We start from the raw sequence: 21,266 nt of genomic DNA, 5'->3' as shown, positions 1-21,266 counted from the left end.
TCCGATGACTTCGCCGGACAGACCGGACGGTCGCGAGCTATCGTTTTTACTCAACGGTTCAGCTGAGCGTTCCCGATATTTGTTCATATTTTTCTGCCGAGGGCGAGGGGCTCGGCAATTTTTCCTGCGTTTCCAGCGAGTAACCGTACTGATACATGTGAACTGAAAATGGCTCGGATCGCTGAAAAATCCAGCCGGAGCCGCTAACCTCCGACCGTTAGCCACGGAATTGAACCGGGAGAGAGCGTTGAGATTCATCAGAGCGACCGCGCTGGTCGCGGCGGGACTGGCGGCCACAAGCCTCGGTCTCACCGCGTGCTCGTCCGACGACAGTGCTGATTCGAGCATCGTCACCACCAATGCGGGCGAGCCGCAGAATCCGTTGGTGCCCAGCAATACCAACGAGAACATGGGCGGCCGCGTCGTCGACCGTTTGTTCGCCGGGCTGAAGTACTACGACGCCAACGGTGAGGCCCACGACGAGGTGGCCGAGAAGATCGAGACGGCTGATCGGAAGTCGTACAAGATCACTATCAAGCCGAATTGGAAGTTCACCGACGGCACCACGGTCACCGCGAAATCATTCGTCGACGCGTGGAACTACGGCGCACTCGCCGACAACGCGCAGCTGCAGAGCTACGTGTACAGCCCGATCGCCGGGTTCGACGAGGTGAGCGCCGAGAATCCCACCGTCAAGACGATGTCGGGCTTGAAGGTTGTCGACGATCGCACCTTCACCGTCGAGTTGAAGTCGCCCTCGATCGACTTCGAGAGCGCGCTCGGCTACGCGCCGTTCTATCCGCTGCCCGATGCCGCTTTCAAGGATATGAAGGCGTTCGGTGAGAAGCCGATCGGCAACGGTCCCTACGCGTTCGGTTCCTGGGAACACAACGTCAAGATCGATCTCACGCCCAACCCGGACTATCCCGGTGGCCGTCCGGCCAAGAACAAGGGCCTCCGATTCGTGATGTACCAGTCCTACGACACCGCGTACGCGGATCTGCAGGCCGGAAATCTCGACACCCTCGACACCATTCCCGACAGCGCGATCACCACGTACGAGAGCGACCTCGGCGACCGTGCGATCACCAAGCCGACCGCGCAGAACCAGCACATCGGCATCCAGACCACCGTGCCGCATTTCGGTGGCGAGGAAGGCATTCTGCGTCGCAAGGCCATCTCGATGGCGATCAACCGCCCGCAGATCATCGACAAGATCTTCAACGGCACGCGCACGCCGTCGCGCGACTTCACCGCCGCGACCCTGCCCGGCTACGACGCGAACCTGCCGGGTGCGGAAGTGTTCGATTACAACCCCGACCAGGCCAAGAAACTGTGGGCGCAGGCTGATGCGATCTCGCCGTGGTCGGGTCAGTACCAGATCACCTACAACAGCGACGGCGGCCACCAGGCCTGGATCGAAGCTGTCGCCAACAGCGTGAAGAACACCCTCGGCATCGACGCGGTCGCCAACCCGATGCCGACGTTCAAGAACATTCGCGACGCGGTGAACGCCAAGACGATCGGTACCGCGTTCCGCTATGGCTGGCAGGGCGACTACCCCACGATGATGCAGTTCCTCGGTTCGCAGTACTACAGCTTCTCCGAGACCAACAACGTCAACTACAACAATCCCGAGGTGGACCGGCTGTTCAACGCCGCCCTCGCCGCCCCGACGCAGGCGGAGTCCTACAAGCTGATCGCGCAAGCGCAGGCGATCATGATCAAGGAGATGGCAGACATCCCAGTGTTCGACTACGTCGCCAACGCGGGCCGCTCGGACAAGGTCACCAAGGCCGAGCTCACCTGGAACGGCCTGTTCGACTTCGAGAACATCGAGAAATAGAACTCGACAGCTGGGCCGGGTCACTGCGAAGTGGCTCGGCCCCGGTCGTTTTCGGAGGAAACGATGGCTTGGTACGTAGTTCGGCGTCTGCTCCAGATGATCCCGGTATTCCTGGGCGCGACGCTGCTCATCTATGCAATGGTCTTTCTGATTCCGGGTGACCCGATCAAGGCGTTGGCCGGCGAGAAACAGCTGACGCCGGCCGCCGAGGCGGTACTGCGCGCCCGATATCACCTCGATCAGCCTTTCATCGTGCAGTATCTGCATTACTTGAAGGGGATTCTCACTTTAGATTTCGGCACCTCGTTCTCGGGCAGACCGGTCCGTGAAGAACTCGAACGCGCCTTTCCGATCACCATCAGGCTGGCGTTTCTCGCCGTGTTCATCGAAGGCTTGTTCGGCATCTTGTTCGGCATGATCGCCGGGCTGCGAAAGGGCAAACTCTTCGATTCGACCATGCTCATCGCGAGCCTGGTGATCATCGCGCTGCCGGTGTTCGTCGTCGGTTATCTCGCGCAATTCTTTCTCGGTGTTAAATGGGGGATCGCCCCGGTTACTGTCACGGGTAAAGCGAGCCTGGGCGAGTTGATCGTTCCCGCGTTCGTGCTCGGCTCGCTGTCGTTCGCCTATGTGCTGCGGCTGACCCGAAACTCGGTGGCGGAGAACAAATCCGCCGACTTCGTTCGCACGGCGACGGCCAAAGGGCTCGGGCGCCGACGCGTGGTGAGCGTGCACATTCTGCGGAATTCGATGATCCCGGTCGTAACCTTTCTCGGCGCCGATTTCGGCGCGCTGATGGCAGGCGCGATCGTCACCGAGGGCATCTTCAACATTCCCGGCGTCGGCGGCACCATGTACCAGGCGATCATCCGCGGCGAGCCGCCCACTGTGGTGTCGTTCGTGACGGTGCTGGTGGTCGTGTTCCTGATCGTCAACCTCGTGATCGACCTGCTCTACGCCGCACTGGACCCGAGGATCCGCTATGCATGACAAGCAACAGCATTTCGTGGCCCCCGCCGACGAGGTGGAGGTGCTCGCCACCGACCGCGTCCTGGACCAGGGCACCCCGACCAGCATCTGGGGCGACGCGTGGCGGCGACTGCGCCGAAACCCCGTGTTCCTGGTCTCGGTGGTGTTGATCGTGTTCGTCATGCTCGTGGTGCTGTGGCCGTCGCTGTTCACCAGCCAGGACCCGCGGTTGTGCCTGGGGGAGTTCGGCATGGACGGCCCGCGCGAGGGTCATCCGTTCGGATTCGACAAGCAGGGCTGTGACATCTATGCGCGCACCATCTACGGGGCGCGTGCGTCGGTGAGCGTCGGCATCGCATCGGCGATGCTGTTCCTGCTGGTAGGCGGCATCCTCGGCGCGCTCTCCGGTTTCTACGGTGGGCTGCTCGACACGATCGTCTCGCGCATCGCCGAGATCTTCTACGCCATTCCGATGGTGCTGGCCGCGATCGTGCTGCTGCAGCTGCTGCGGCCCGCCGGGATCATGACGGTCGTCGCGATCCTGGTGGCCTTCACCTGGCCGCAGGCCGCGCGCATCACGCGTGGCGCGGTGATCGAGGCCAAGAACAGCGAATATGTCACCGCCGCGAAGGCGCTGGGGGTGTCGCGTCTCGGCACGCTGATGAAGCACGTGCTGCCCAACTCGGCGAGTCCGCTGATCGTGGTCGCCACCATCTGGCTCGGCGTCTTCATCGTCACCGAGGCGACGCTGTCCTATCTCGGCGTCGGTCTGCCGCCGAGCATCGTGTCCTGGGGCGCCGATATCGACCGCGCCAAGACCGAGATCCGTACCTCGCCGATCCTGTTCTATCCGGCGACCGCGCTGGCCATCACAGTGCTGAGCTTCATCATGCTCGGCGACGCGGTGCGCGACGCGCTCGATCCGAAGGAGCGCACCCGATGAGCCTCGACAAATCCGCACCGGAGCCACTGCTCGAAATCCGGGACCTGGACGTCGGTTTCACCTCCGACGGCAAGGAGATCCCCGCCGTTCGCGGCGTGAGCCTCACCGTCTACCCCGGGCAAACCGTCGCCATCGTCGGCGAATCCGGCTCGGGTAAGTCGACGACCGCGCACGCCATCATCAACCTGCTGCCCGGCACCGGCAAGGTCACCGGCGGTTCGATCCTGTTCGACGGCAAGGACCTGACGAAAGCGTCGGAGAAGGAGATCGTCGCCATCCGTGGCAACGGCATCGGCCTGGTTCCACAGGATCCGATGTCGAACCTGAACCCGGTGTGGAAGATCGGCTTCCAGATTCGGGAAACCCTGGTGGCCAACGGTATCGCCACCGGCGCCGCGGCCCGTGAACGCGCGGTGGAACTGCTGGCCGAGGCCGGTATGTCCGATGCAGAACGCCGCGTGAACCAGTACCCGCACGAGTTCTCCGGCGGGATGCGGCAGCGCGCGCTCATCGCGATCGGCCTGTCGTGCAGGCCGAAACTGCTGATCGCCGACGAGCCGACCTCGGCGCTCGACGTCACGGTGCAACGCCAGATCCTCGGCCATCTCGAACAGCTCACCACCGAGCTGGGGACCGCGGTGCTGCTGATCACCCACGACCTCGGCCTCGCCGCGGAACGGGCCGAGCACCTGGTGGTGATGTATCGCGGCAAGGTGGTGGAATCCGGTCCCGCACTGCAGATTCTGCGCGATCCGCAGCACGCGTACACCAAGAAGCTGGTGAACTCGGCGCCGTCGCTGGCGGCATCGCGGATGTCGTCGTCGCGGCAGCGGGCCGAAGTGCGCGCGCAGGCTGTCGAAGTAGCTGTCGCCGAGAAGGACGCCGACGCACTGCCCGACGCCGTGCTCGATGTGCGAAACCTGTCCAAGGCGTTCAAGATTCGCGGCAAGCGGCCGTGGCTGTCCACCGACTTCGTGGCCGTCGACGATGTGAGTTTCACGGTCTGTCGCGGCACCACCACCGCGATCGTCGGTGAGTCGGGATCCGGCAAGTCGACCATCGCGCAGATGGTGCTCGGCCTGCTCGAACCGACGTCGGGCACCGTGGAGTTCGACGGCAAGGACGTCGCGAAGCTCGACAGCAAGGGCGCGTTCGCCTTCCGGCGCCGGGTGCAGCCGATCTTCCAGAATCCCTACGGCTCGCTCGATCCGATGTACTCGATCTTCCGCACGATCGAGGAACCGCTACGGGTGCACAAGATCGGTACGCCCGCCGAGCGCGAAGCGGTGGTGCGTGACCTGCTCGACAAGGTGTCGCTGCCCGCGTCGGTGCTGCGGCGTTATCCCAACGAGTTGTCGGGCGGGCAACGTCAGCGGGTGGCGATCGCCCGCGCGCTGGCCCTCTCGCCTGAGATGGTGGTCTGCGACGAGGCGGTCTCGGCGCTGGACGTGCTGGTCCAGGCGCAGATCCTCACCTTGCTCAACGACCTCCAGGCCGAGCTGGGGCTGACGTATCTGTTCATCACCCACGACCTGGCGGTTGTTCGGCAGATCGCGGACAACGTGCTGGTCATGCGCGAGGGCAAGGTGGTGGAGGCGGCCACGACCGACGAGGTGTTCGCGTCTGCGCGCGAGGACTACACGCGGGCATTGCTCGAGGCGATTCCTGGTCGCGAGCTGCTCACGGGGTAAGGGTGTCAGCTGGGCTCTCGAAACCCTTCGAGAGCCCAGCTCATCGGCGTAGCGTGGATTCGTCCGAGGTGGTGCGGTGTGGATCGCGGGGTTGGAGACGCCGGTGGATCGAATCGATGCTGAACGGCTGGCCGAGCGGGAAGCGCGGCGGCGCAGGGCGGTGACCCCGGCGGCCAAGCGGCTCGCCGAGGTGCCGTGGCCGGATCGCAGCTGGCCGACGGTGCGCGGGTTGTATGTGACCGTGGGGGTCGCACTGTACGAGCGGTAACCTCCATGCCGTGACTGATCCGCTCCAGCCCCTGGTCGACCTGCCCGGCGTGCGCGAGGCCGCCGACAAGGCGCGCGACGCGCTCGCGGCCGTGCATCGGCACAAGTCGAACCGGCGTGGCTGGGCGACGACCGCCGCCGAAGCCGCCGTGCGGGCCGCCCGTTCCTCGGCGGCCATCGAAGGCGCGAGCACCGACCTGCCCGCCGACGGCCAGGTCAGTGACCCGGTGCTGGCCGGCGCGTTGCGGGTGGGCCAGGCGCTCGACGGCGACGCGCTCACCAATCTCGTCGGCACCTGGCGGCGCGCGCCCCTGCAGGCGCTGGCCCGGCTGCACCTGCTGGCCGCCGCCGACCTGGTGACCGACGAGCGGGAACTCGGTCGCCCGCGCTCGACTCCCGGCGTCGCCGAGCGGCTCGACATGCTCACGCAAACCGTCCAGTCGAGCAAGGCGCCCGCCCCGGTGATCGCGGCGATCGTGCACGGCGAGCTGCTGTCGCTGCGTCCGTTCGGCACCGGTGACGGTGTCGTCGCGCGTGCTGCCTCGCGGCTGGTCGCGGTATCCAGCGGACTCGACCCGCACAGCCTCGGCGTGCCCGAAGTGTTCTGGCTGCGCCGCCGTCAGGCCTACCTCGACGCGGCCGCCGGATTCGGCATGGGCACCGCGGAGGGCGTGGGTGGCTGGGTGCTGTTCTGTGCGGGAGCGTTGGAAGACGGAGCCCGCGAGGCGAACTCGATCGCCGACGCGGCGGCCGGCTGAACCCGGCCGTACACGTCGAAACGGGCGGCGTTGTCGATTGCTCGACCTCACCGCCCGCTAGCACGGAACACCCGGTTACCAAGCGTGCAGGGTGGGTTGTGTTCGGTGGCCTCGGCGATCATCCCAACCCCGCCGGTTCATCCCCGCAACCTGTGCGAGGCGTTCGCCGACGTTGGCTCGAATTTCGCAGGCCCACAACTCTTTCGGCCTTGTCGCGGCGCGCTCCGCGTGGGTGCCTGGTGTCCGTGCTGGGAAGGGTGGGATGGGAGGCGAAACCTTCTCTTCCGGCTCCGTCTTGGCCTTCCGTCCTTCCGTGACTCCATTCTTACACTGTGATGGCACTCACATCAAGGGTTTCTAAGGCATTACCGAATCCCGAGGAATTCGGCGTGTCGCTCGGAGATTCGTGCTGCACAGCGGCCGGTCAGCGTCGTTTGCGGAGCAGTCGGTAGCTGATCGCGCCGGCGATGATCGCGCTCAGTCCGACGGCGGCCGTCGCGGCGACGGTGGTGGTCGACGGTGCCTGGAATCGTGACCACAGCGACACCGGGTTGGAGAACGTGAGTACCGGCCAGCCGCGGCTCGCCGCCTCCTTGCGCAGCGCGCGGTCGGGGTTCACCGCGGTCGGATGGCCCACGGCGCTCAGCATCGGCACGTCGGTCACCGAGTCGGAGTAGGCGTAGCACCGCGACAGGTCGTAGCCCTGCTCGGCGGCGAGCTTCTCGATGGCGGCGACCTTGCCCTCGCCGTAGCAGTAGAACTCGATATCGCCGGTGTACTTGCCGTCCTCGACGACCATCCGGGTCGCCTCGGTGTGCGAGGCGCCGAGCACCTCAGCTATCGGTCCGACGATCTCCTCGCCGGAGGCCGAGACGATCACCACATCGTGGCCGCGGATCTTGTGATCGGCGATCAGATCGGCGGCCTCGGCGTAGATCAGCGGGTCGACCAGATCGTGAAGAGTCTCGGCCACAATGGTTTTCACCTGCTCCACATCCCAGCCCGCGCACATGTTGGCGAGGTTTGCCCGCATCCGTTCCATCTGGTCGTGATCTGCACCGGAAAGCAGGAACAAAAAGTGTGCGTAGCTGCTCTCCAACACGGCTCTGCGGTTGAGCAGACCCTGCGCGTAGAACGGTTTGCTGAAGACGAACGCGCTAGACTTCGCGATCACCGTTTTATCGAGATCGAAGAACGCGGCGACGCGCCCGCCCGGCACCGGGGCTCGGCCCGTTTTGCCGAGACTTGTGTCCGTAGGCGGGGTCTGGTCGCGTTCTGGCGTCACGTCAACAGAATAGGCACGACCTGCGCGCACCGCAGGATCGACTGTCCGCACCGTGGAAAAGGGTTTGCCCCGGGGACGCCGGACGGCGCGAATCGCCGAAGAATGTCGGCGAATGCTACTTGCGCCCGCAGCAGGGGGTGGGTGTAGTATTGCTGGCACCTGGACTTAGTCCAGGCGCGTTCAGCCCGACCCCCCGGGGCTGAACCCGACGGCCCCAGCCTCCTCCCCCCCGGCTGGGGCCGTCCTCTATTTCCGGGACGATCGTCAAAGTTCTCCACACCCCCGAGTTATCCACAATCGGTGTTTTCGGGGTGTTGATGAACTCCTCGCTCGGCAACGCTGAGTCGTATGAACCCAGTCCCGATGCGCGGTGGCCCGCCACAGATCGCGCCCGCTCTCGTGCTCGTGCGTGACGAACGGCTGCGCGCGGAGGTGCGTCGAGTCGCGGCGGCCGCCGAGCGCGTCACCGAGGAACGGGTGATGCCGGTCGGCAGGCACGCGTGGGCCGGGGCAGGCATAGTCATCCTCGATACCGCCGCCGCTGTTGCCGCCGCCGCCGGCGGATTCCCGCGGCGGGCGGGCGTCGTCCTGGTCACCGAGGGAGAGCCTGCCGTGCCCGACTGGCAAGCGGCGACGGCGGTGGGTGCCGAACGAGTTGTCGCGTTGCCCTCGGCGGCTGTCGCACTGGTCGAACAGTTCGCCGAACACGCCGAATCCCGCACGGGCGAAGGGATAGTCGTCGCGGTGGTCGGCGCGGGTGGGGGTGCCGGCGCATCCACGCTCGCCGCGGCGATCGCGCTGCGCGGGGCCGCCCGGCGGGTGCGTCGCGACACGGTGCTGATCGACGGTGCCCCGCTCGACGGTGGGATAGATCTGGTGCTGGGCATGGAGAACGTGCCGGGGCTGCGCTGGCCGGACCTGATCATCGAGGACGGCCGGGTGTCGGCTGCGGCGCTGCACAACGCGTTGCCCGTCGGGGCTCCCGGCTTGGCGGTGTTGTCCTGTGGCCGAGCGCGACCCGCCACCGGGGTGGGTCCCGGGCGATCACGGTCCGACTCGGTTTCCGTGGGGCACGCGTTCGTCGGACTGGCACCGGCGGCGGTCCGTGCGGTCATCGAATCAGGGAGGGACGCGGGAGATCTCGTGGTCTGCGATGTGTCGTGTGAGCGTGGCCCGGCAGCCGACGCGATGCTCGACGCCGCCGATCTGGTCGTCCTCGTCGTACCGGCCCGTCTGCGCTCCATCGCCGCGGCCGAAGTCGTCTCTGCCTATCTCGGAGAGCGAAACCCCAACCGCGGCTTGGTGGTCCGTGGTCCCGCGCCCGGCGGATTGCGCGGCGCGGAAGTCGCCGAACTTCTCGGATTGCCCCTTCTCGCCGCAGTGCGCGGGCAAGCCGGCCTCGCCTCCCGCCTCGAACGCGGTGGCCTGAGCGTCCGCCGGCGCGGCCCCCTGCGCGACGCCGCCGACGCCGTCCTCGCCATGGTCGGAGCCGAGGGATGACTACCCCCGCCGGCGCCGGACGCTGCATCCCTCGTGCGGCCCCTCGGATGGACGGAGCCGACGCGACATGACCTCCTTTGTGACCGTCGACCTCCTCGAACGCGTCCGTGAGCGCCTCGCCGAGCATCCGGGCGTCCCAGATGCCGCGCAGCTGGCGGCCGCGATCCGTACGGAGGCGGGCGGCGTGCTCGCCGACACCGATCTGCTCCGGGCCCTGCGCCTGTTGCAGACCGAGATGACCGGTGCGGGGCTGCTGGAGCCGTTGCTGCACGATCCCCGGGTCGCCGATGTACTCGTCACCGGGCCGGATGCGGTGTGGGTCGACCGTGGCCGCGGCCTGGAGTTGACCGATGTCCGCTTCGCCGACGAAGCCGCTGTTCGCCGCCTCGCCCAGCGCTTGGCCTTGGCCGCGGGCCGCCGCCTCGACGACGCTCAACCCTGGGTCGACGGCAAACTCGCCGGAACCGAAGCCACGCTGGGCGATGCGTTCGGCGTTCGACTCCACGCGGTACTGGCCCCCGTCGCCCACGACGGCACGTGCCTGTCCCTTCGCATCCTCCGCCCGGCGACCCAGGGCCTCGACGCGCTGGCGGCCGCCGGTTCGATTCCCCCGGACGCCCGCCGTCTGCTCGGTGACATCGTCCGCGCCCGCCTCGCGTTCCTGGTTGTCGGAGGTACCGGAGCGGGAAAGACTACTTTGCTCTCAGCCCTGCTCGCCGCCGTCGACCCTGCCGAACGAATCGTCTGCGTGGAGGACGCCGCCGAGCTCGCTCCGGTCCATCCGCATGTTGTTCGCCTCGTTGCCAGGACGGCCAATGTTGAGGGGGTAGGAGCTGTTACGGTGCGCGACTTGGTCCGTCAGGCCTTGCGGATGCGCCCGGATCGCATTGTCGTCGGGGAGGTCCGTGGTGCCGAAGTCGTCGATCTCTTGACGGCCCTCAACACCGGCCACGACGGCGGTGCGGGGACCGTCCACGCCAACTCGCCCCAGGAAGTTCCCGCGCGCCTGGAGGCACTGGCCGCGCTAGGTGGGATGGACCGGGCGGCCCTGCACAGCCAGCTCGCTGCCGCCGTCCAGGTGGTCCTGCACGTTCGGCGCCGCTCCGACGGAACCCGTACCCTCCACGAAATCGGTGTCCTGCACCGTGATGTCGAGGGAGTTCACATCACCCCGGCCTGGCGGTCGGACAAGCATCCGACTCCCGCGGCCGGTGAACTGCACCGACTACTCGAGGTGCGTCTCGGATGAGTAACCCGGTCGCGTATGCGGTGGTGGCTGTGCGGGATTCGTGTCGTCACGCGCGAATTCCATGGGCGGGCAAGTGGCTTCACAGGTCTAGACGCCATTCCGGGCGACGGCCGGTGGTCGACGATGCGGAGCGGCGATCGCTGCGGGTGGAGCTCGGAGCCGCCGCCGAGAGTGTCGAACGAGATGCGGGTTTCGGTGTGGAGGAGGCGGGCTCATGGGTAGTGCGTTGCTCTGTTGCGCGATCGCGGTGCTGGTGCTGCCCGTGGCAGGCGGTCAACGGCGATTCAACCGGCTGTTCGCCCCGAACGGGGGCAGTGCGCGAAAACGCGTGCCTGTGGAGTGGTGTGCAGGAATCGCGCTGGGGTGCGCGGCATTCCTGTTCGGACCCGGCGTCGGGTTGGCCGCTCTCATGCTGGGAACCACGGTGGCGGTCCGGCAACGGCGTGGTCGAGGTGACCGCGAACGGCGACGCGAATGTGGCTACCTCCTGGCCGGCCTCGAAGCTGTGGTCGGGGAGCTCCGCGTCGGCGCCCACCCGAGCGCGGCGGCCGAGTCCGCCGCAGGCGAGTCGCGTGGCGAAGCGGCGCGCGTACTGGCGATCAGTGCCGGCCGCAGCCGCCTCGGTGGGTCCGGAGCCGACGGTTGGGTCCAGCCGGGTTCGATTGTCGCCGAGGAACTGTCGCGAGTCGCCGCCGCCTGGCGGGTGGCCGAAGAGCACGGCTTGGCGCTCGCGGAACTACTCGCCGCCGCCAGGTCCGACCTACTCGGCCGCATCCGCTTCCGCGACCGCACCGAAGCCGCACTCGCCGGCGCCCGAGCATCGGCCACCGTCCTGGCCGGCCTTCCTCTGGTAGGTATCGGCCTAGGACAACTGATGGGAGCTGCCCCGCTCACCATCCTGTTCGCTGCCCCAGCTGGGGAACTACTTCTCCCACTGGGTGCCGCCCTCGCCTGCTGTGGACTGCTGTGGACAGATGTCATCACCCGCAAGAGCACAGCCTGATCCGCACCGGACGGTGTCGAACGGACGGCGGTAGTGGACAACTCGTGTGGATGCCCTGTGGACAGATGTGTGCTGCTGCAAGAGCACAGCGTCACTCGGCGTGCGGCACGGCCGGACGGGCAGGGCGGGAGTAGTCGCCGATCCGAATTCCTGTGGACAGATGTGATCACCGAAAAGACCACGCGCACACCGCGGTGCCCCGCGTGGGGCAGTTCGAATCGGGGTGTGGATGGGTGTGGACAGAACTTCGAGGAGGGGGATTTGCTGTGCAGGGGATGGCTGGTGCTGTTCCGCCGGGGGCGTTGCTGCTCGCGGCGGTGGCGATTGTGGTGCTACCAGGGCGAGTGGCCGTCAGTCGACGGGTGCGTGCGCTCGGTGCGACGACGGTCGGCGTCTCCGGGGCGACAGGTGACACCGCGAAGGTCGACCCGCTCGGGTCGGCATCCGCGTTCGATCTCCTGGCCGCGTGCCTCCGAGCAGGACTGCCGATGGCCGCGGCTGCGCGAGCCAGTGCGCCCACAGCGCCGCCGGTTCTTCGGGCGGCATTGCTCAGGGCCGCAGACCTTCTCGCGCTGGGCGCCGACGCGGCGACGGCATGGGAGCGGGCGGCCGCGGATGCGGTGGGGTCGGCGGGCGCCGATGACGTGGAGTCGCTGGCCAGGATGGCACGTCGTTCGGCGCGCTCCGGCGCCTCGCTGGCCGCGGCAGTCGGCGAACTCGCCACGCAACGCCGCGAAGCCGTGGAGGACGCTGCCGTCGCGCGCGCCGAACGCGCGGGTGTGCTGATCGGTGGCCCGCTCGGCCTGTGCTTCCTGCCCGCTTTCGTCTGCCTCGGCATCGTCCCGGTCGTTACCGGCCTCGCCGACCGCGTGCTCGGCGGCGGTGGGCTGCTGTGACCGGTTGCGACGGGGCCACCGAAACTTCACCGTGCGGATCAGCCGCGCGGTGCAACCAGAGAGGGGATCACGATGACGTTCGCGCACGCGGTATACCTGGGGGCTCGCACTCGAATCACGCGTCTGCTGCTCGAGGACGACGGCATGTCCACGGCGGAGTACGCGATCGGCACCATCGCCGCGGCGGCCTTCGGGGCCGTGCTCTACGGGGTCGTCACCGGGGACAGCATCGTCAACGCGCTGACCGGCATCATCGACAAGGCACTCAACACGAGCGTGTAAACCGCCGCGACACCAGCACTCTCGGGGCCGATGCGGGTGCGGTGACGGTCGAGGCCGCCATCGCCCTCGCGGCCCTGGTGTGCGCCGTAGCCCTGTGCGTCGGCGCACTGCTCGCCGGATCCACCCAGGTCCGCTGTACCGACGCTGCCCGCGAGACCGCCCGCCTCGCTGCCCGGGGTGACACCTCGCGCGCGATCACCGCGGGCCGAGCTGTCGCCCCATCGGGCGCGACCGTCGAACTCCGCACCGAAGGCGATCGGGTGGTCGCCACCGTCGCCGCGAACACCCCGCTCCTTCCCGGTCTGCGCCTTCGAGCCGAAGCGGTAGCCGTCACCGAGCCGGGAGTGGATCCGTGACGGCGATGCGCCTGTGCCGGCGAAGGGGAGCGGCTCTCGAGGTGAAACCGTGCGAATCGAAGGATCGTAGGTCGTCGTGGTCGAGGTCGAAGGCGGACGGAGGTGGGGCAACGGCGTTCGTGTGTGTGGCGTTGGCGGGGTTGATCTGCCTGACGTTGTTGGTGGGCCAGGTGGGTGTAGCGGTGGTGGCTCGGCATCGGGCGCAGGGGGCCGCTGATCTGGGCGCGCTGGCCGCAGCGGGTCTCTTGGCACAGAGCGCGGAGGCGGGATGTGGGGAGGCCGGGGAGATCGCCCGGCGGATGGGGGTTCGAGTACGGCGGTGCTCGGTCGCGCAGTGGGATGTTGTTGTAGATGTCGAGGCGAATGTGTCAGCGGGAGTGTTCGGTATGCGCACTGTGCGGGCTTCGGCACGGGCGGGTCCGGTGGAAGAGAATGAGTGACGCGCAAGTGTTATCACTGGCCGGTGGTTGTTCCGCACCGAACCAATTCGAATTAACCGGAAGTGCGTTTGCGCTATTTCATGCGCATTCTTTGATCTGGGCGAGAAAAAAATGAAAAAAACGATGTAATCGCGCCCGTGGCTCCAGTTGGCTATGTGCCAGTTAATAGAAGAGTGGTCCTTTTTATTCGGGCGCTGGGTGCTGGCCGACATATCGCTGCTGGTCAGCAGTAATTCGGACGAGTGACCAGCATTCTTCGAGTGCGGTGTCTCGCCGGTCACGCCGCGAGCGTGCGTACATCATGAATCCGCAGGTAGCTCCCCATGAGCCCGCAGCTCGCCGAGGACGGCGGCCAGCAAGCGCGCGGCGGCGTCCTTGTCCAGGGGGTTGTTGCCGTTTCCGCACTTGGGCGACTGCACGCACGAGGGGCAGCCGTCCTGGCACGCGCAGCTGTGGATCACGCTCAGCGTGGCGGACAACCAGGCCGTGAGCTGGGCGAATCCGCGCTCGGCGAAGCCGGCGCCACCGGGCTGGCCGTCATAGACGAACACCGTCGGCGCACCGGTATCGGGATGTTCGGCGATGGAGACACCGCCGATGTCCCACCGGTCGCAGCCCGCGACCAGCGGCAACATGCCGATGGCGGCGTGCTCGGCGGCGTGCAACGCGCCGGGAAGCTGCTCGTCGGAGATGTCCGCGCCGGCGAGCAGCCGGGGCGTGACGGTATACAGAACGGCCTTGGTGTGCAGGGTGTGCGCGGGCAGATCGAGCTCCACCTGGTCGAGCACCTCGCCGGTCACCAGGGTCCGCAGGTAGCCGATGACCTGGTTGGTGACCGCGACCTGCGCGGATGCCGCCGTGACCGCACCGAGCACGCGCTCCTCGATCACCCCCTCGACGGTGATCGAGGTGATCTGCCGGGAACTGGTGGTGAAGCCGGGATCCACCTCGTTGACGAACGCGACACCACCCTCGAGGTCCAGTTCGTCGACCAGATAGGTCTCGCCCTGGTGCAGATGGACAGCCCCCGTGTGCAGCGTGGCGGGTGCCCGGCCTGCGTCGGCGGTGCCGAGCAGGCGCCCGGTCTCGGCGTCGACGATCGCGATCGGCGCGCCGAGTCCTCCGCGCACATCCACGTCGTCGTGCGGGTGGGTGTGCGCGGTGATGTGCCAGCGGGCACCCGCGCCGCGGGTGCCCGGCCTGCGCCGGATCAGGCCCTGCTCAGCGAGGTCGGCGAGCACTTCGTCGGCTCTGAACTCGCTCGCCTCTTCGTCGGTGAGCGGCAGTTCCATCGCGGCGCACAGCAGTTGGGGGCCGAGGATGTAAGGGTTGTACGGGTCGGTGATGGTGGCCTCGATCGGCCGGTCGAGCAGCGCTTGCGGGTGGTGCACCAGGTAGGTGTCGAGCGGGTCGTCGGTAGCCACGAGCACCACCAGCGAACCCTGCGTCCGTCTGCCCGCCCGCCCGGCCTGCTGCCAGAACGAGGCCACCGTTCCGGGAAAACCGGCGATGACCACGGCGTCGAGGCCCGCGATGTCGACGCCCAGCTCGAGTGCGTTGGTACTCGCCGCGCCGAGCAATGTCCCCTGCGACAGCGACTGCTCGAGCTCCCGCCGGTCCTCGGCCAGATAGCCCGCCCGGTAGGCGGCAACCCGTTCCTGCAGCTCGGGGGCCGTTTCCGCGAGGACGCGACGGGTATCGAGCGCGATCAGTTCGGCACCGCGCCGCGAGCGAACGAAGGTCAGGGTCCTGGCGCCCTCGGCCACCAGCGCGGCCATGATCTTGGCCGCCTCGCTGGTCGCGGTCCGCCGCACCGGTGCTCCGTTCTCACCGGCGCGCATCGCGCTCAGCGGCGGTTCCCACAGCGCGACGGTCCGGGCACCGCGCGGCGATCCGTCCTCGGTGACAGCGACCACCGGCGCCCCGATCAGCCTGCTCGCCGACGCGGCCGGATCGGCACTGGTCGCCGAGCACAGGATGAACACCGGGTCGGCGCCGTAGAACCGGGCGAGCCGACGCAGCCTTCGCAACACCAGCGCCACGTGCGAACCGAACACTCCTCTATATGCGTGGCATTCGTCGACCACCACATATCGCAGGTTGCGCAGTACCCGTGCCCAGCGCTGATGCGAACGGAGAATCCCGACGTGCAGCATGTCGGGATTGGTGAAGATCCAGCGGGCGTTGGCCCGCACCCACTGTCTGACCTCGGCGGGAGTGTCGCCGTCATAGCTCGCCGGATGCGCCTCTCGCAGCGGATTGTCATGGATCAGGCTGCCGACGGCGCGGAGTTGATCGGCGCCCAGCGCCTTGGTGGGGGACAGATACAGCGCGGTGGCGCGTGGGTCGTCGTGCAACGCGGTGAGCACCGGTAGCTGGTAACCGAGCGATTTCCCGGACGCGGTTCCCGTGCTCACGACGACGTGGTTCCCGGTCGCCGCGAGATCGGCCGTGCGGGTCTGGTGTTCCCACGGCAGCGTGATCTCCTGTGCGTCCAGGGCTGTGACCAGGTCCGATGGCACCCATTCCGGCCACCCGGTGGTGCGCGCGCGCCGTGCGGGCAGCTCGGCGATGTGGGTCAGCGGGTTGCCGCCGGCAGCCGCCTCGGTCAGGACACGATTCAGCAACGATCGCCCATAGCTCTCGCCCGTATCGTGCTCTCGGACCTCGGTCCGGTCTGTCGGATTCATCCAGTCCTTCTCTCACGCGACACGCGAAGTGTGAAACGTGTGTGTGCGACAACCACTACCTGGGATTTCGTAACCCAGTAGCGATCTGGGTCACAGCATGTTTGCTGGAAGCTCACTCGGTTATCAAGAAGCAAACAGACCGAAAGTACGGATACACCCAATCTGTCCCTTACCTGCACATTCGCAAGATCATGAATTTTGCAAATAGTCGGTAACTCGACTGTCGAATTGCGCAGAGACATGGTTCACTGGGTCTCGGTCGCAAGCTTCTGTGTTCGAGGGACGGATCCAAGGTCCAAACCATCAGCAGGATCGTTGTTGCGAACGCCGTGCTCAGGATTTCCTTGCAGGGGGACCAACAGTACAGCGGTCGGAACGGGCCCGGTGGACGAACCCAGTTGTCCGCCGTTTCCGGTAGAAAGAGAAGGAAACAGAATGGCACAGGGAACTGTGAAGTGGTTCAACGCGGAGAAGGGGTTCGGCTTCATCGCGCCCGAGGACGGCTCCGCTGACGTCTTCGTCCACTACTCGGAGATCCAGGGCACGGGCTTCCGTACCCTCGAGGAAAACCAGAAGGTCGAGTTCGAGGTAGGCCAGGGCACCAAGGGCCCGCAGGCCACCGGCGTTCGCGCGCTCTCCTGAGCTGCGAAACACAACAACGCCTCGTCCCCCTCCTCCGCATGCGGAGGAGGGGGACGAGTCATTTCCGGGTACCATCGCCCAGGACAGCGCCCGCGTCGTGAAACGCCGCAAATGCCTCTACCCCAAGTGCGCAGGGTATAAACGTCACTGGTGGTGATGTCCGAACGTCGCCGTCTGCCCCAGCCGCGCACCGAGCGGACCTCCCGACGCGCGGATCTAGAAGGAAGGTGTTCGCCGGTGGCAACACGAGACCGCAGTTCAGCCGACCAGGGCCGACCCCTGCGTCGTCTCGTGATCGTCGAGTCGCCGACCAAGGCCCGCAAGATCGCGCCCTACCTGGGTCGCAACTACACGGTCGAGGCCTCGGTGGGCCATATCCGCGACTTGCCGCGCGGTGCCGCCGACGTGCCCGCCAAATACAAGGGGCAGCCGTGGGCACGCCTCGGTGTCGACGTCGATCACGACTTCGAGCCGATCTATGTGGTGAACCCGGATAAGAAGGCAAAGGTCGCCGAGCTCAAGAGCTTGCTGGCCGACGCCGACGAGCTCTACCTCGCCACCGACCCCGACCGCGAGGGCGAGGCCATCGCCTGGCACCTGCTCGAAACGCTCAAGCCGAAGGTCCCGGTTCGCCGGATGGTCTTCCACGAGATCACCGAGCCCGCCATCCTCGCGGCCGCCGCCGACACGCGCGAGCTCGACAACGATTTGGTCGACGCGCAGGAAACCCGTCGCATTCTGGACCGCCTCTACGGCTACGAGGTCTCCCCGGTGCTGTGGAAGAAGGTCATGCCGCGGCTGTCCGCCGGTCGTGTGCAGTCCGTCGCCACCCGGGTGATCGTGCAGCGTGAGCGTGAGCGCATCGCGTTCCGCTCCGCCGGGTACTGGGACATCGCCGCCAAGCTCGACGCGGGTCCTGACGAGAAGTCCGATTCGACCAACCCGCGCACGTTCGGCGCTCGCCTGGTGCAGGTCTCCGGCGACCGTGTCGCCTCCGGTCGCGATTTCGGTTCCGACGGTCAGCTCAAGTCGGCCACCGGTGTCGTCGTGCTCGACGAGGCCTATGCCCGCAGGCTGGCCGAGGCGCTCGACGGCGCCGCGCTCGAGGTCAGCTCGGCCGAGGCCAAGCCGTACACGCGCAAGCCGTACCCGCCGTTCATGACTTCCACGTTGCAGCAGGAAGCGGGCCGCAAGCTGCGGTTCACCTCCGAGCGCACGATGCGGGTCGCGCAGCGGTTGTACGAAAACGGCTACATCACCTATATGCGTACCGACTCCACGACGCTGTCGGAGTCGGCGATCGCGGCGGCGCGCTCGCAGGCGACCCAGCTCTACGGCGCGGAGTACGTCTCGCCGTCGCCACGCCAGTACACCCGCAAGGTCAAGAACGCGCAGGAGGCACACGAGGCGATCCGTCCCTCGGGTGACACCTTCATGACGCCCGGTCAGCTGGCCTCGAAGGTCGACAACGACGAGTTCAAGCTCTACGAGATGATCTGGCAGCGCACGGTCGCCTCGCAGATGGTCGACGCGCGCGGCACCACGCTGACCCTGCGCATCACCGGCACGGCGCGGACCGGCGAGGAGTGTGTGTTCTCGTCCTCGGGTCGCACCATCACCTTCGCCGGGTTCCTCAAGGCCTATGTCGAGAGCGTGGACGAGGAGGCGGGCGGTCAGTCCGACGACGCCGAATCCCGTTTGCCCGCACTGGAAGAGGGCCAGAGCGTCACGGCCGTCGAGCTCACTCCCGACGGACACAGCACCAACCCGCCCGCGCGCTACACCGAAGCCTCGCTGATCAAGACGTTGGAAGACCTCGGCATCGGCCGCCCGTCTACCTACTCCTCGATCATCAAGACGATCCTCGATCGCGGGTACGTCTACAAGCGCGGTAGCGCGTTGGCCCCGGCGTGGGTGGCGTTCGCGGTGGTCGGCCTGCTCGAGGCCTACTTCGGTCGACTCGTCGACTTCGACTTCACCGCCGCGATGGAGGACGACCTCGACGCCATCGCCGGTGGACGCGAGCAACGCGGAAACTGGTTGTCCAGCTTCTACTTCGGTGGCGAATCCGGCGCCGAGGGTTCGGTCGCGCGGTCCGGTGGCCTCAAGAAGATGGTTTCCGTGCAGCTCGACGACATCGACGCGCGCGAAGTGAACTCGATCAAGATGTTCGTCGACGAAGAGGGCCGCGATGTCGTGGTCCGCGTCGGCCGCTTCGGTCCGTACCTGGAGCGGATGATCATCAATCCCGATGACCCCGAAGGGGATCGGATCTCGCAGCGGGCGAATCTGCCCGACGATCTGCCGCCCGACGAGCTGACGCCCGAGGTCGCCGAGAAACTGTTCTCGACGCCGCAGGAGGGTCGCTCGCTCGGCGTCGATCCGGTGTCGGGGAACGAAATCGTCGCCAAGGAAGGACGTTTCGGCCCGTACGTCACCGAGGTGCTGCCGGAACCGCCCGCACCCGAACCGGACGCGGCGCCCGCGAAGAAGACCAAGAAGGCCGCGGAGGTCAAGCCGCGCACCGGTTCGCTGTTCAAGTCGATGGACCTGGCCGAGATCACCCTCGACGACGCGCTGATGTTGCTCTCGCTGCCCCGCGTGGTCGGCAACGATCCCACCTCGGGCGAGGAGATCACCGCGCAGAACGGCCGCTACGGCCCGTACCTGAAGAAGGGCACGGATTCCCGTTCGCTGGCGACCGAGGATCAGTTGTTCTCGGTCACCCTCGAGGAGGCGCTGAAGCTCTACGCCGAGCCCAAGCGTCGCGGGCGTCAGGCCGCGGCCGCGGCGCCGCTGCGTGAGCTGGGCAAGGACTCGGCCACCGACAAGCCGATGGTGATCAAGGACGGTCGCTTCGGCCCGTACGTCACCGACGGCGAGACCAACGCGAGCCTGCGCAAGGGCGACGAGGTCGAGTCGATCACCGACGAACGCGCGTCCGAACTGCTGGCCGATCGCCGGGCGCGTGGGCCGGTGAAGAAGGCGGCGAAGAAGACGACCGCGAAGAAGGCGGCCAAGAAGGCGCCCGCGAAGAAGGCGGCGGCGAAGTCGACGGCGACGAAGACGGCGACCAAGACCGCGGCGAAGAAGACCACCGCGAAGAAGACGGCAGCGAAGAAGGCTCCGGCCAAGAAGGCTGCCGCGAAATCCGCGGGGACAGACGAGGCTTGATCGCTCGCCCGCGTCCCGCCCGGCCTCGGTGAATCCTGTCGGACCCCGCGGCTAGGGTGTAGCGCGTGGCAGGTGTCTTCGATCGACTGGTCGGCCAGGACGTGGTCGAGACCGAGCTGGCCGCTGCCGCGAAGGCGGCGCGGGCCGGTGTGGTCACCGGGGCGATGACGCATTCGTGGTTGTTCACCGGGCCGCCCGGTTCGGGGAGGTCCGTCGCGGCGCTGTGTTTCGCGGCGGCGCTGCAGTGCACCGATCCCGATACCGTCGGGTGCGGGCGGTGCCATGCCTGCACCACCACGATGGCCGGTACCCATGGCGACGTGCGGCGCATCATCCCCGAGGGGCTGAGCATCAGCACCAAGGAGATGCGGGCCATCGTGCAGATCGCGGCACGTCGCCCGAGCACCGGTCGTTGGCAGGTCGTGGTTGTCGAAGATGCCGACCGCCTCACCGAGGGAGCCGCCAACGCCCTGCTCAAGGTGGTCGAGGAACCGCCGGACCGCACTGTCTTCCTGCTGTGCGCTCCCACCGTCGACCCCGAGGACATCTCCGTCACCCTGCGCTCGCGTTGCAGGCACGTCCACCTCGTGACGCCGACCGTTCCCGCGATCGCCCAGGTTCTGCGCGAGCGCGACCAACTCGACGCGAAGACCGCCGACTGGGCGGCTTCGGTCAGCGGCGGCCACGTCGGTCGAGCCCGCCGCCTCGCCACCGACGAGGACTCCCGCCAACGACGCAAGCGCGCCCTCGCTCTGGTCACCGCGACCGAGCGCCCCGGCGCCGCCTACGCCGCCGCCGACGAACTGGTGAAGTCAGCCGACGACGAAGCCAAACTGATGAGCGCCGATCGCGACGACCGCGAACGCGACGAACTCGCCACCGCTCTCGGCGCGGGCGGCACCGGCAAGGGTTCCGCCTCCGCCACCCGCGGTTCGGCGGGCGTCCTCAAAGACCTCGAACGCCGCCAGAAGTCCCGTGCCACCCGCACCGGCCGCGACGCACTCGATCGCGCCCTCATCGACATCGCCGGCATGTACCGCGACGCCCTGGCCATGCGATTCGCCGGCCGTGGCACCCCCATCACCCTCACCCACCCCGACATGGCCGACGAGATCACCGACCTCGCCACCAACGTCCGCCCCGAAGGCCTGCTCCGCAGCATCGACGCCGTCCTGGCCTGCCGCGAAGCCCTCGACCTCAACGTGAAACCTCGTTTCGCCATCGCCGCCATGACCGCCACCCTCATCACCGCCCGCACCACCTGACCACCCGTTT

General features: G+C 67.3%; 18 protein-coding genes. 16 read left to right on the top strand and 2 right to left on the bottom strand.

Going from position 1 to position 21,266, the window contains the following annotated elements; translation table 11 throughout:
- Nucleotides 1-247 precede the first annotated feature (247 nt).
- The 6 genes from ACWF99_RS16635 (at nucleotide 248) to ACWF99_RS16610 (ending at nucleotide 6,474) form a co-directional block, all read left to right on the top strand.
- Entirely contained in the window at nucleotides 248-1,846 is a 1,599-nt protein-coding gene (locus tag ACWF99_RS16635) for a peptide ABC transporter substrate-binding protein (RefSeq protein ID WP_378638750.1), read from the top strand.
- A 63-nt stretch (nucleotides 1,847-1,909) separates the two neighbouring features.
- Nucleotides 1,910-2,836, top strand: coding sequence for an ABC transporter permease (locus tag ACWF99_RS16630; protein WP_378638753.1), 927 nt, complete (start codon nucleotides 1,910-1,912; stop codon nucleotides 2,834-2,836).
- The gene (locus ACWF99_RS16625; RefSeq protein ID WP_378638755.1) at nucleotides 2,829-3,758 is read left to right on the top strand and encodes an ABC transporter permease; all 930 of its coding nucleotides are present in this window, start codon (nucleotides 2,829-2,831) and stop codon (nucleotides 3,756-3,758) included. The genes ACWF99_RS16630 and ACWF99_RS16625 overlap by 8 nt, the downstream gene beginning before the upstream one ends.
- Complete coding sequence (locus ACWF99_RS16620; RefSeq protein WP_378638758.1) at nucleotides 3,755-5,449, top strand: ABC transporter ATP-binding protein; 1,695 nt, start codon at nucleotides 3,755-3,757, stop codon at nucleotides 5,447-5,449. Before ACWF99_RS16625 ends, ACWF99_RS16620 begins: the two co-directional genes overlap by 4 nt.
- 103 nt (nucleotides 5,450-5,552) lie before the next feature.
- A complete protein-coding gene (locus ACWF99_RS16615; protein ID WP_378638760.1) occupies nucleotides 5,553-5,717 on the top strand; it encodes a hypothetical protein in 165 nt (54 codons plus the stop codon).
- A gap of 10 nt (nucleotides 5,718-5,727) precedes the next feature.
- On the top strand, nucleotides 5,728-6,474 hold the full coding sequence (locus ACWF99_RS16610; RefSeq protein ID WP_378638763.1) for a Fic family protein: 747 nt from the start codon (nucleotides 5,728-5,730) through the stop codon (nucleotides 6,472-6,474).
- A 424-nt stretch (nucleotides 6,475-6,898) separates the two neighbouring features.
- Here ACWF99_RS16610 and ACWF99_RS16605 read toward each other — a convergent pair whose 3' ends face one another.
- Nucleotides 6,899-7,759: an HAD-IB family hydrolase gene (locus tag ACWF99_RS16605; RefSeq protein ID WP_378638765.1), complete on the bottom strand. Its 861-nt coding sequence runs from the start codon at nucleotides 7,757-7,759 to the stop codon at nucleotides 6,899-6,901.
- A gap of 348 nt (nucleotides 7,760-8,107) precedes the next feature.
- Between ACWF99_RS16605 and ssd the strand changes: the two genes are divergently transcribed.
- From ssd to ACWF99_RS16570, 7 genes are all read left to right on the top strand, one after another.
- Complete coding sequence (gene ssd / locus ACWF99_RS16600) at nucleotides 8,108-9,259, top strand: septum site-determining protein Ssd (protein ID WP_452536568.1); 1,152 nt, start codon at nucleotides 8,108-8,110, stop codon at nucleotides 9,257-9,259.
- A 67-nt stretch (nucleotides 9,260-9,326) separates the two neighbouring features.
- Nucleotides 9,327-10,508, top strand: coding sequence for a TadA family conjugal transfer-associated ATPase (locus tag ACWF99_RS16595; RefSeq protein WP_378638771.1), 1,182 nt, complete (start codon nucleotides 9,327-9,329; stop codon nucleotides 10,506-10,508).
- Between the two features lie 214 nt (nucleotides 10,509-10,722).
- Nucleotides 10,723-11,511, top strand: coding sequence for a type II secretion system F family protein (locus tag ACWF99_RS16590; RefSeq protein WP_452536565.1), 789 nt, complete (start codon nucleotides 10,723-10,725; stop codon nucleotides 11,509-11,511).
- 275 nt (nucleotides 11,512-11,786) lie between these two features.
- A complete protein-coding gene (locus tag ACWF99_RS16585; RefSeq protein ID WP_452536563.1) occupies nucleotides 11,787-12,407 on the top strand; it encodes a type II secretion system F family protein in 621 nt (206 codons plus the stop codon).
- Between the two features lie 72 nt (nucleotides 12,408-12,479).
- Nucleotides 12,480-12,689 carry a DUF4244 domain-containing protein gene (locus ACWF99_RS16580; RefSeq protein ID WP_378661791.1) on the top strand — a complete coding sequence of 70 codons (210 nt, stop codon included), beginning with the start codon at nucleotides 12,480-12,482 and terminating at the stop codon, nucleotides 12,687-12,689.
- Nucleotides 12,690-12,730: 41 nt separating this feature from the next.
- A complete protein-coding gene (locus ACWF99_RS16575; RefSeq protein ID WP_452536561.1) occupies nucleotides 12,731-13,045 on the top strand; it encodes a TadE family type IV pilus minor pilin in 315 nt (104 codons plus the stop codon).
- A 5-nt stretch (nucleotides 13,046-13,050) separates the two neighbouring features.
- Nucleotides 13,051-13,485, top strand: a complete 435-nt coding sequence (locus tag ACWF99_RS16570; protein ID WP_378661922.1) for an Rv3654c family TadE-like protein — start codon at nucleotides 13,051-13,053, stop codon at nucleotides 13,483-13,485.
- A 299-nt stretch (nucleotides 13,486-13,784) separates the two neighbouring features.
- On the opposite strand, the gene ACWF99_RS16565 is transcribed toward ACWF99_RS16570, so the two are convergent.
- Nucleotides 13,785-16,175, bottom strand: a complete 2,391-nt coding sequence (locus tag ACWF99_RS16565) for a DEAD/DEAH box helicase (RefSeq protein ID WP_452536559.1) — start codon at nucleotides 16,173-16,175, stop codon at nucleotides 13,785-13,787.
- Between the two features lie 435 nt (nucleotides 16,176-16,610).
- On the opposite strand from ACWF99_RS16565, the gene ACWF99_RS16560 reads away from it, so the two are divergent.
- The 3 genes from ACWF99_RS16560 (at nucleotide 16,611) to ACWF99_RS16550 (ending at nucleotide 21,256) form a co-directional block, all read left to right on the top strand.
- Nucleotides 16,611-16,817 (top strand): cold-shock protein, encoded by a 207-nt coding sequence (locus ACWF99_RS16560; protein WP_019044597.1) that lies wholly within the window; start codon nucleotides 16,611-16,613, stop codon nucleotides 16,815-16,817.
- A gap of 237 nt (nucleotides 16,818-17,054) precedes the next feature.
- Nucleotides 17,055-19,991 carry a type I DNA topoisomerase gene (gene topA, locus ACWF99_RS16555; RefSeq protein WP_378638787.1) on the top strand — a complete coding sequence of 979 codons (2,937 nt, stop codon included), beginning with the start codon at nucleotides 17,055-17,057 and terminating at the stop codon, nucleotides 19,989-19,991.
- A gap of 65 nt (nucleotides 19,992-20,056) precedes the next feature.
- Complete coding sequence (locus ACWF99_RS16550; RefSeq protein WP_378661785.1) at nucleotides 20,057-21,256, top strand: DNA polymerase III subunit delta'; 1,200 nt, start codon at nucleotides 20,057-20,059, stop codon at nucleotides 21,254-21,256.
- Nucleotides 21,257-21,266 lie beyond the last annotated feature (10 nt).

It is taken from the genome of Nocardia sp. NPDC055002 (assembly GCF_053608825.1).
This window is presented reverse-complemented; position numbering and strand designations above follow the sequence as displayed.

Excerpts from the sequence above, each read along its gene's own strand:
- ACWF99_RS16630 (WP_378638753.1), top strand. The coding sequence starts at position 1,910 with ATGGCTTGGTACGTAGTTCGGCGTCTGCTCCAGATGATCCCGGTATTC.
- ACWF99_RS16625 (WP_378638755.1), top strand. The coding sequence starts at position 2,829 with ATGCATGACAAGCAACAGCATTTCGTGGCCCCCGCCGACGAGGTGGAG.
- ACWF99_RS16620 (WP_378638758.1), top strand. The coding sequence starts at position 3,755 with ATGAGCCTCGACAAATCCGCACCGGAGCCACTGCTCGAAATCCGGGAC.
- ssd (WP_452536568.1), top strand. The coding sequence starts at position 8,108 with ATGAACCCAGTCCCGATGCGCGGTGGCCCGCCACAGATCGCGCCCGCT.
- ACWF99_RS16595 (WP_378638771.1), top strand. The coding sequence starts at position 9,327 with ATGACCTCCTTTGTGACCGTCGACCTCCTCGAACGCGTCCGTGAGCGC.
- ACWF99_RS16590 (WP_452536565.1), top strand. The coding sequence starts at position 10,723 with ATGGGTAGTGCGTTGCTCTGTTGCGCGATCGCGGTGCTGGTGCTGCCC.
- ACWF99_RS16585 (WP_452536563.1), top strand. The coding sequence starts at position 11,787 with ATGGCTGGTGCTGTTCCGCCGGGGGCGTTGCTGCTCGCGGCGGTGGCG.
- ACWF99_RS16580 (WP_378661791.1), top strand. The coding sequence starts at position 12,480 with ATGACGTTCGCGCACGCGGTATACCTGGGGGCTCGCACTCGAATCACG.
- ACWF99_RS16570 (WP_378661922.1), top strand. The coding sequence starts at position 13,051 with ATGCGCCTGTGCCGGCGAAGGGGAGCGGCTCTCGAGGTGAAACCGTGC.
- ACWF99_RS16565 (WP_452536559.1), bottom strand. The coding sequence starts at position 16,175 with ATGAATCCGACAGACCGGACCGAGGTCCGAGAGCACGATACGGGCGAG.
- ACWF99_RS16560 (WP_019044597.1), top strand. The coding sequence starts at position 16,611 with ATGGCACAGGGAACTGTGAAGTGGTTCAACGCGGAGAAGGGGTTCGGC.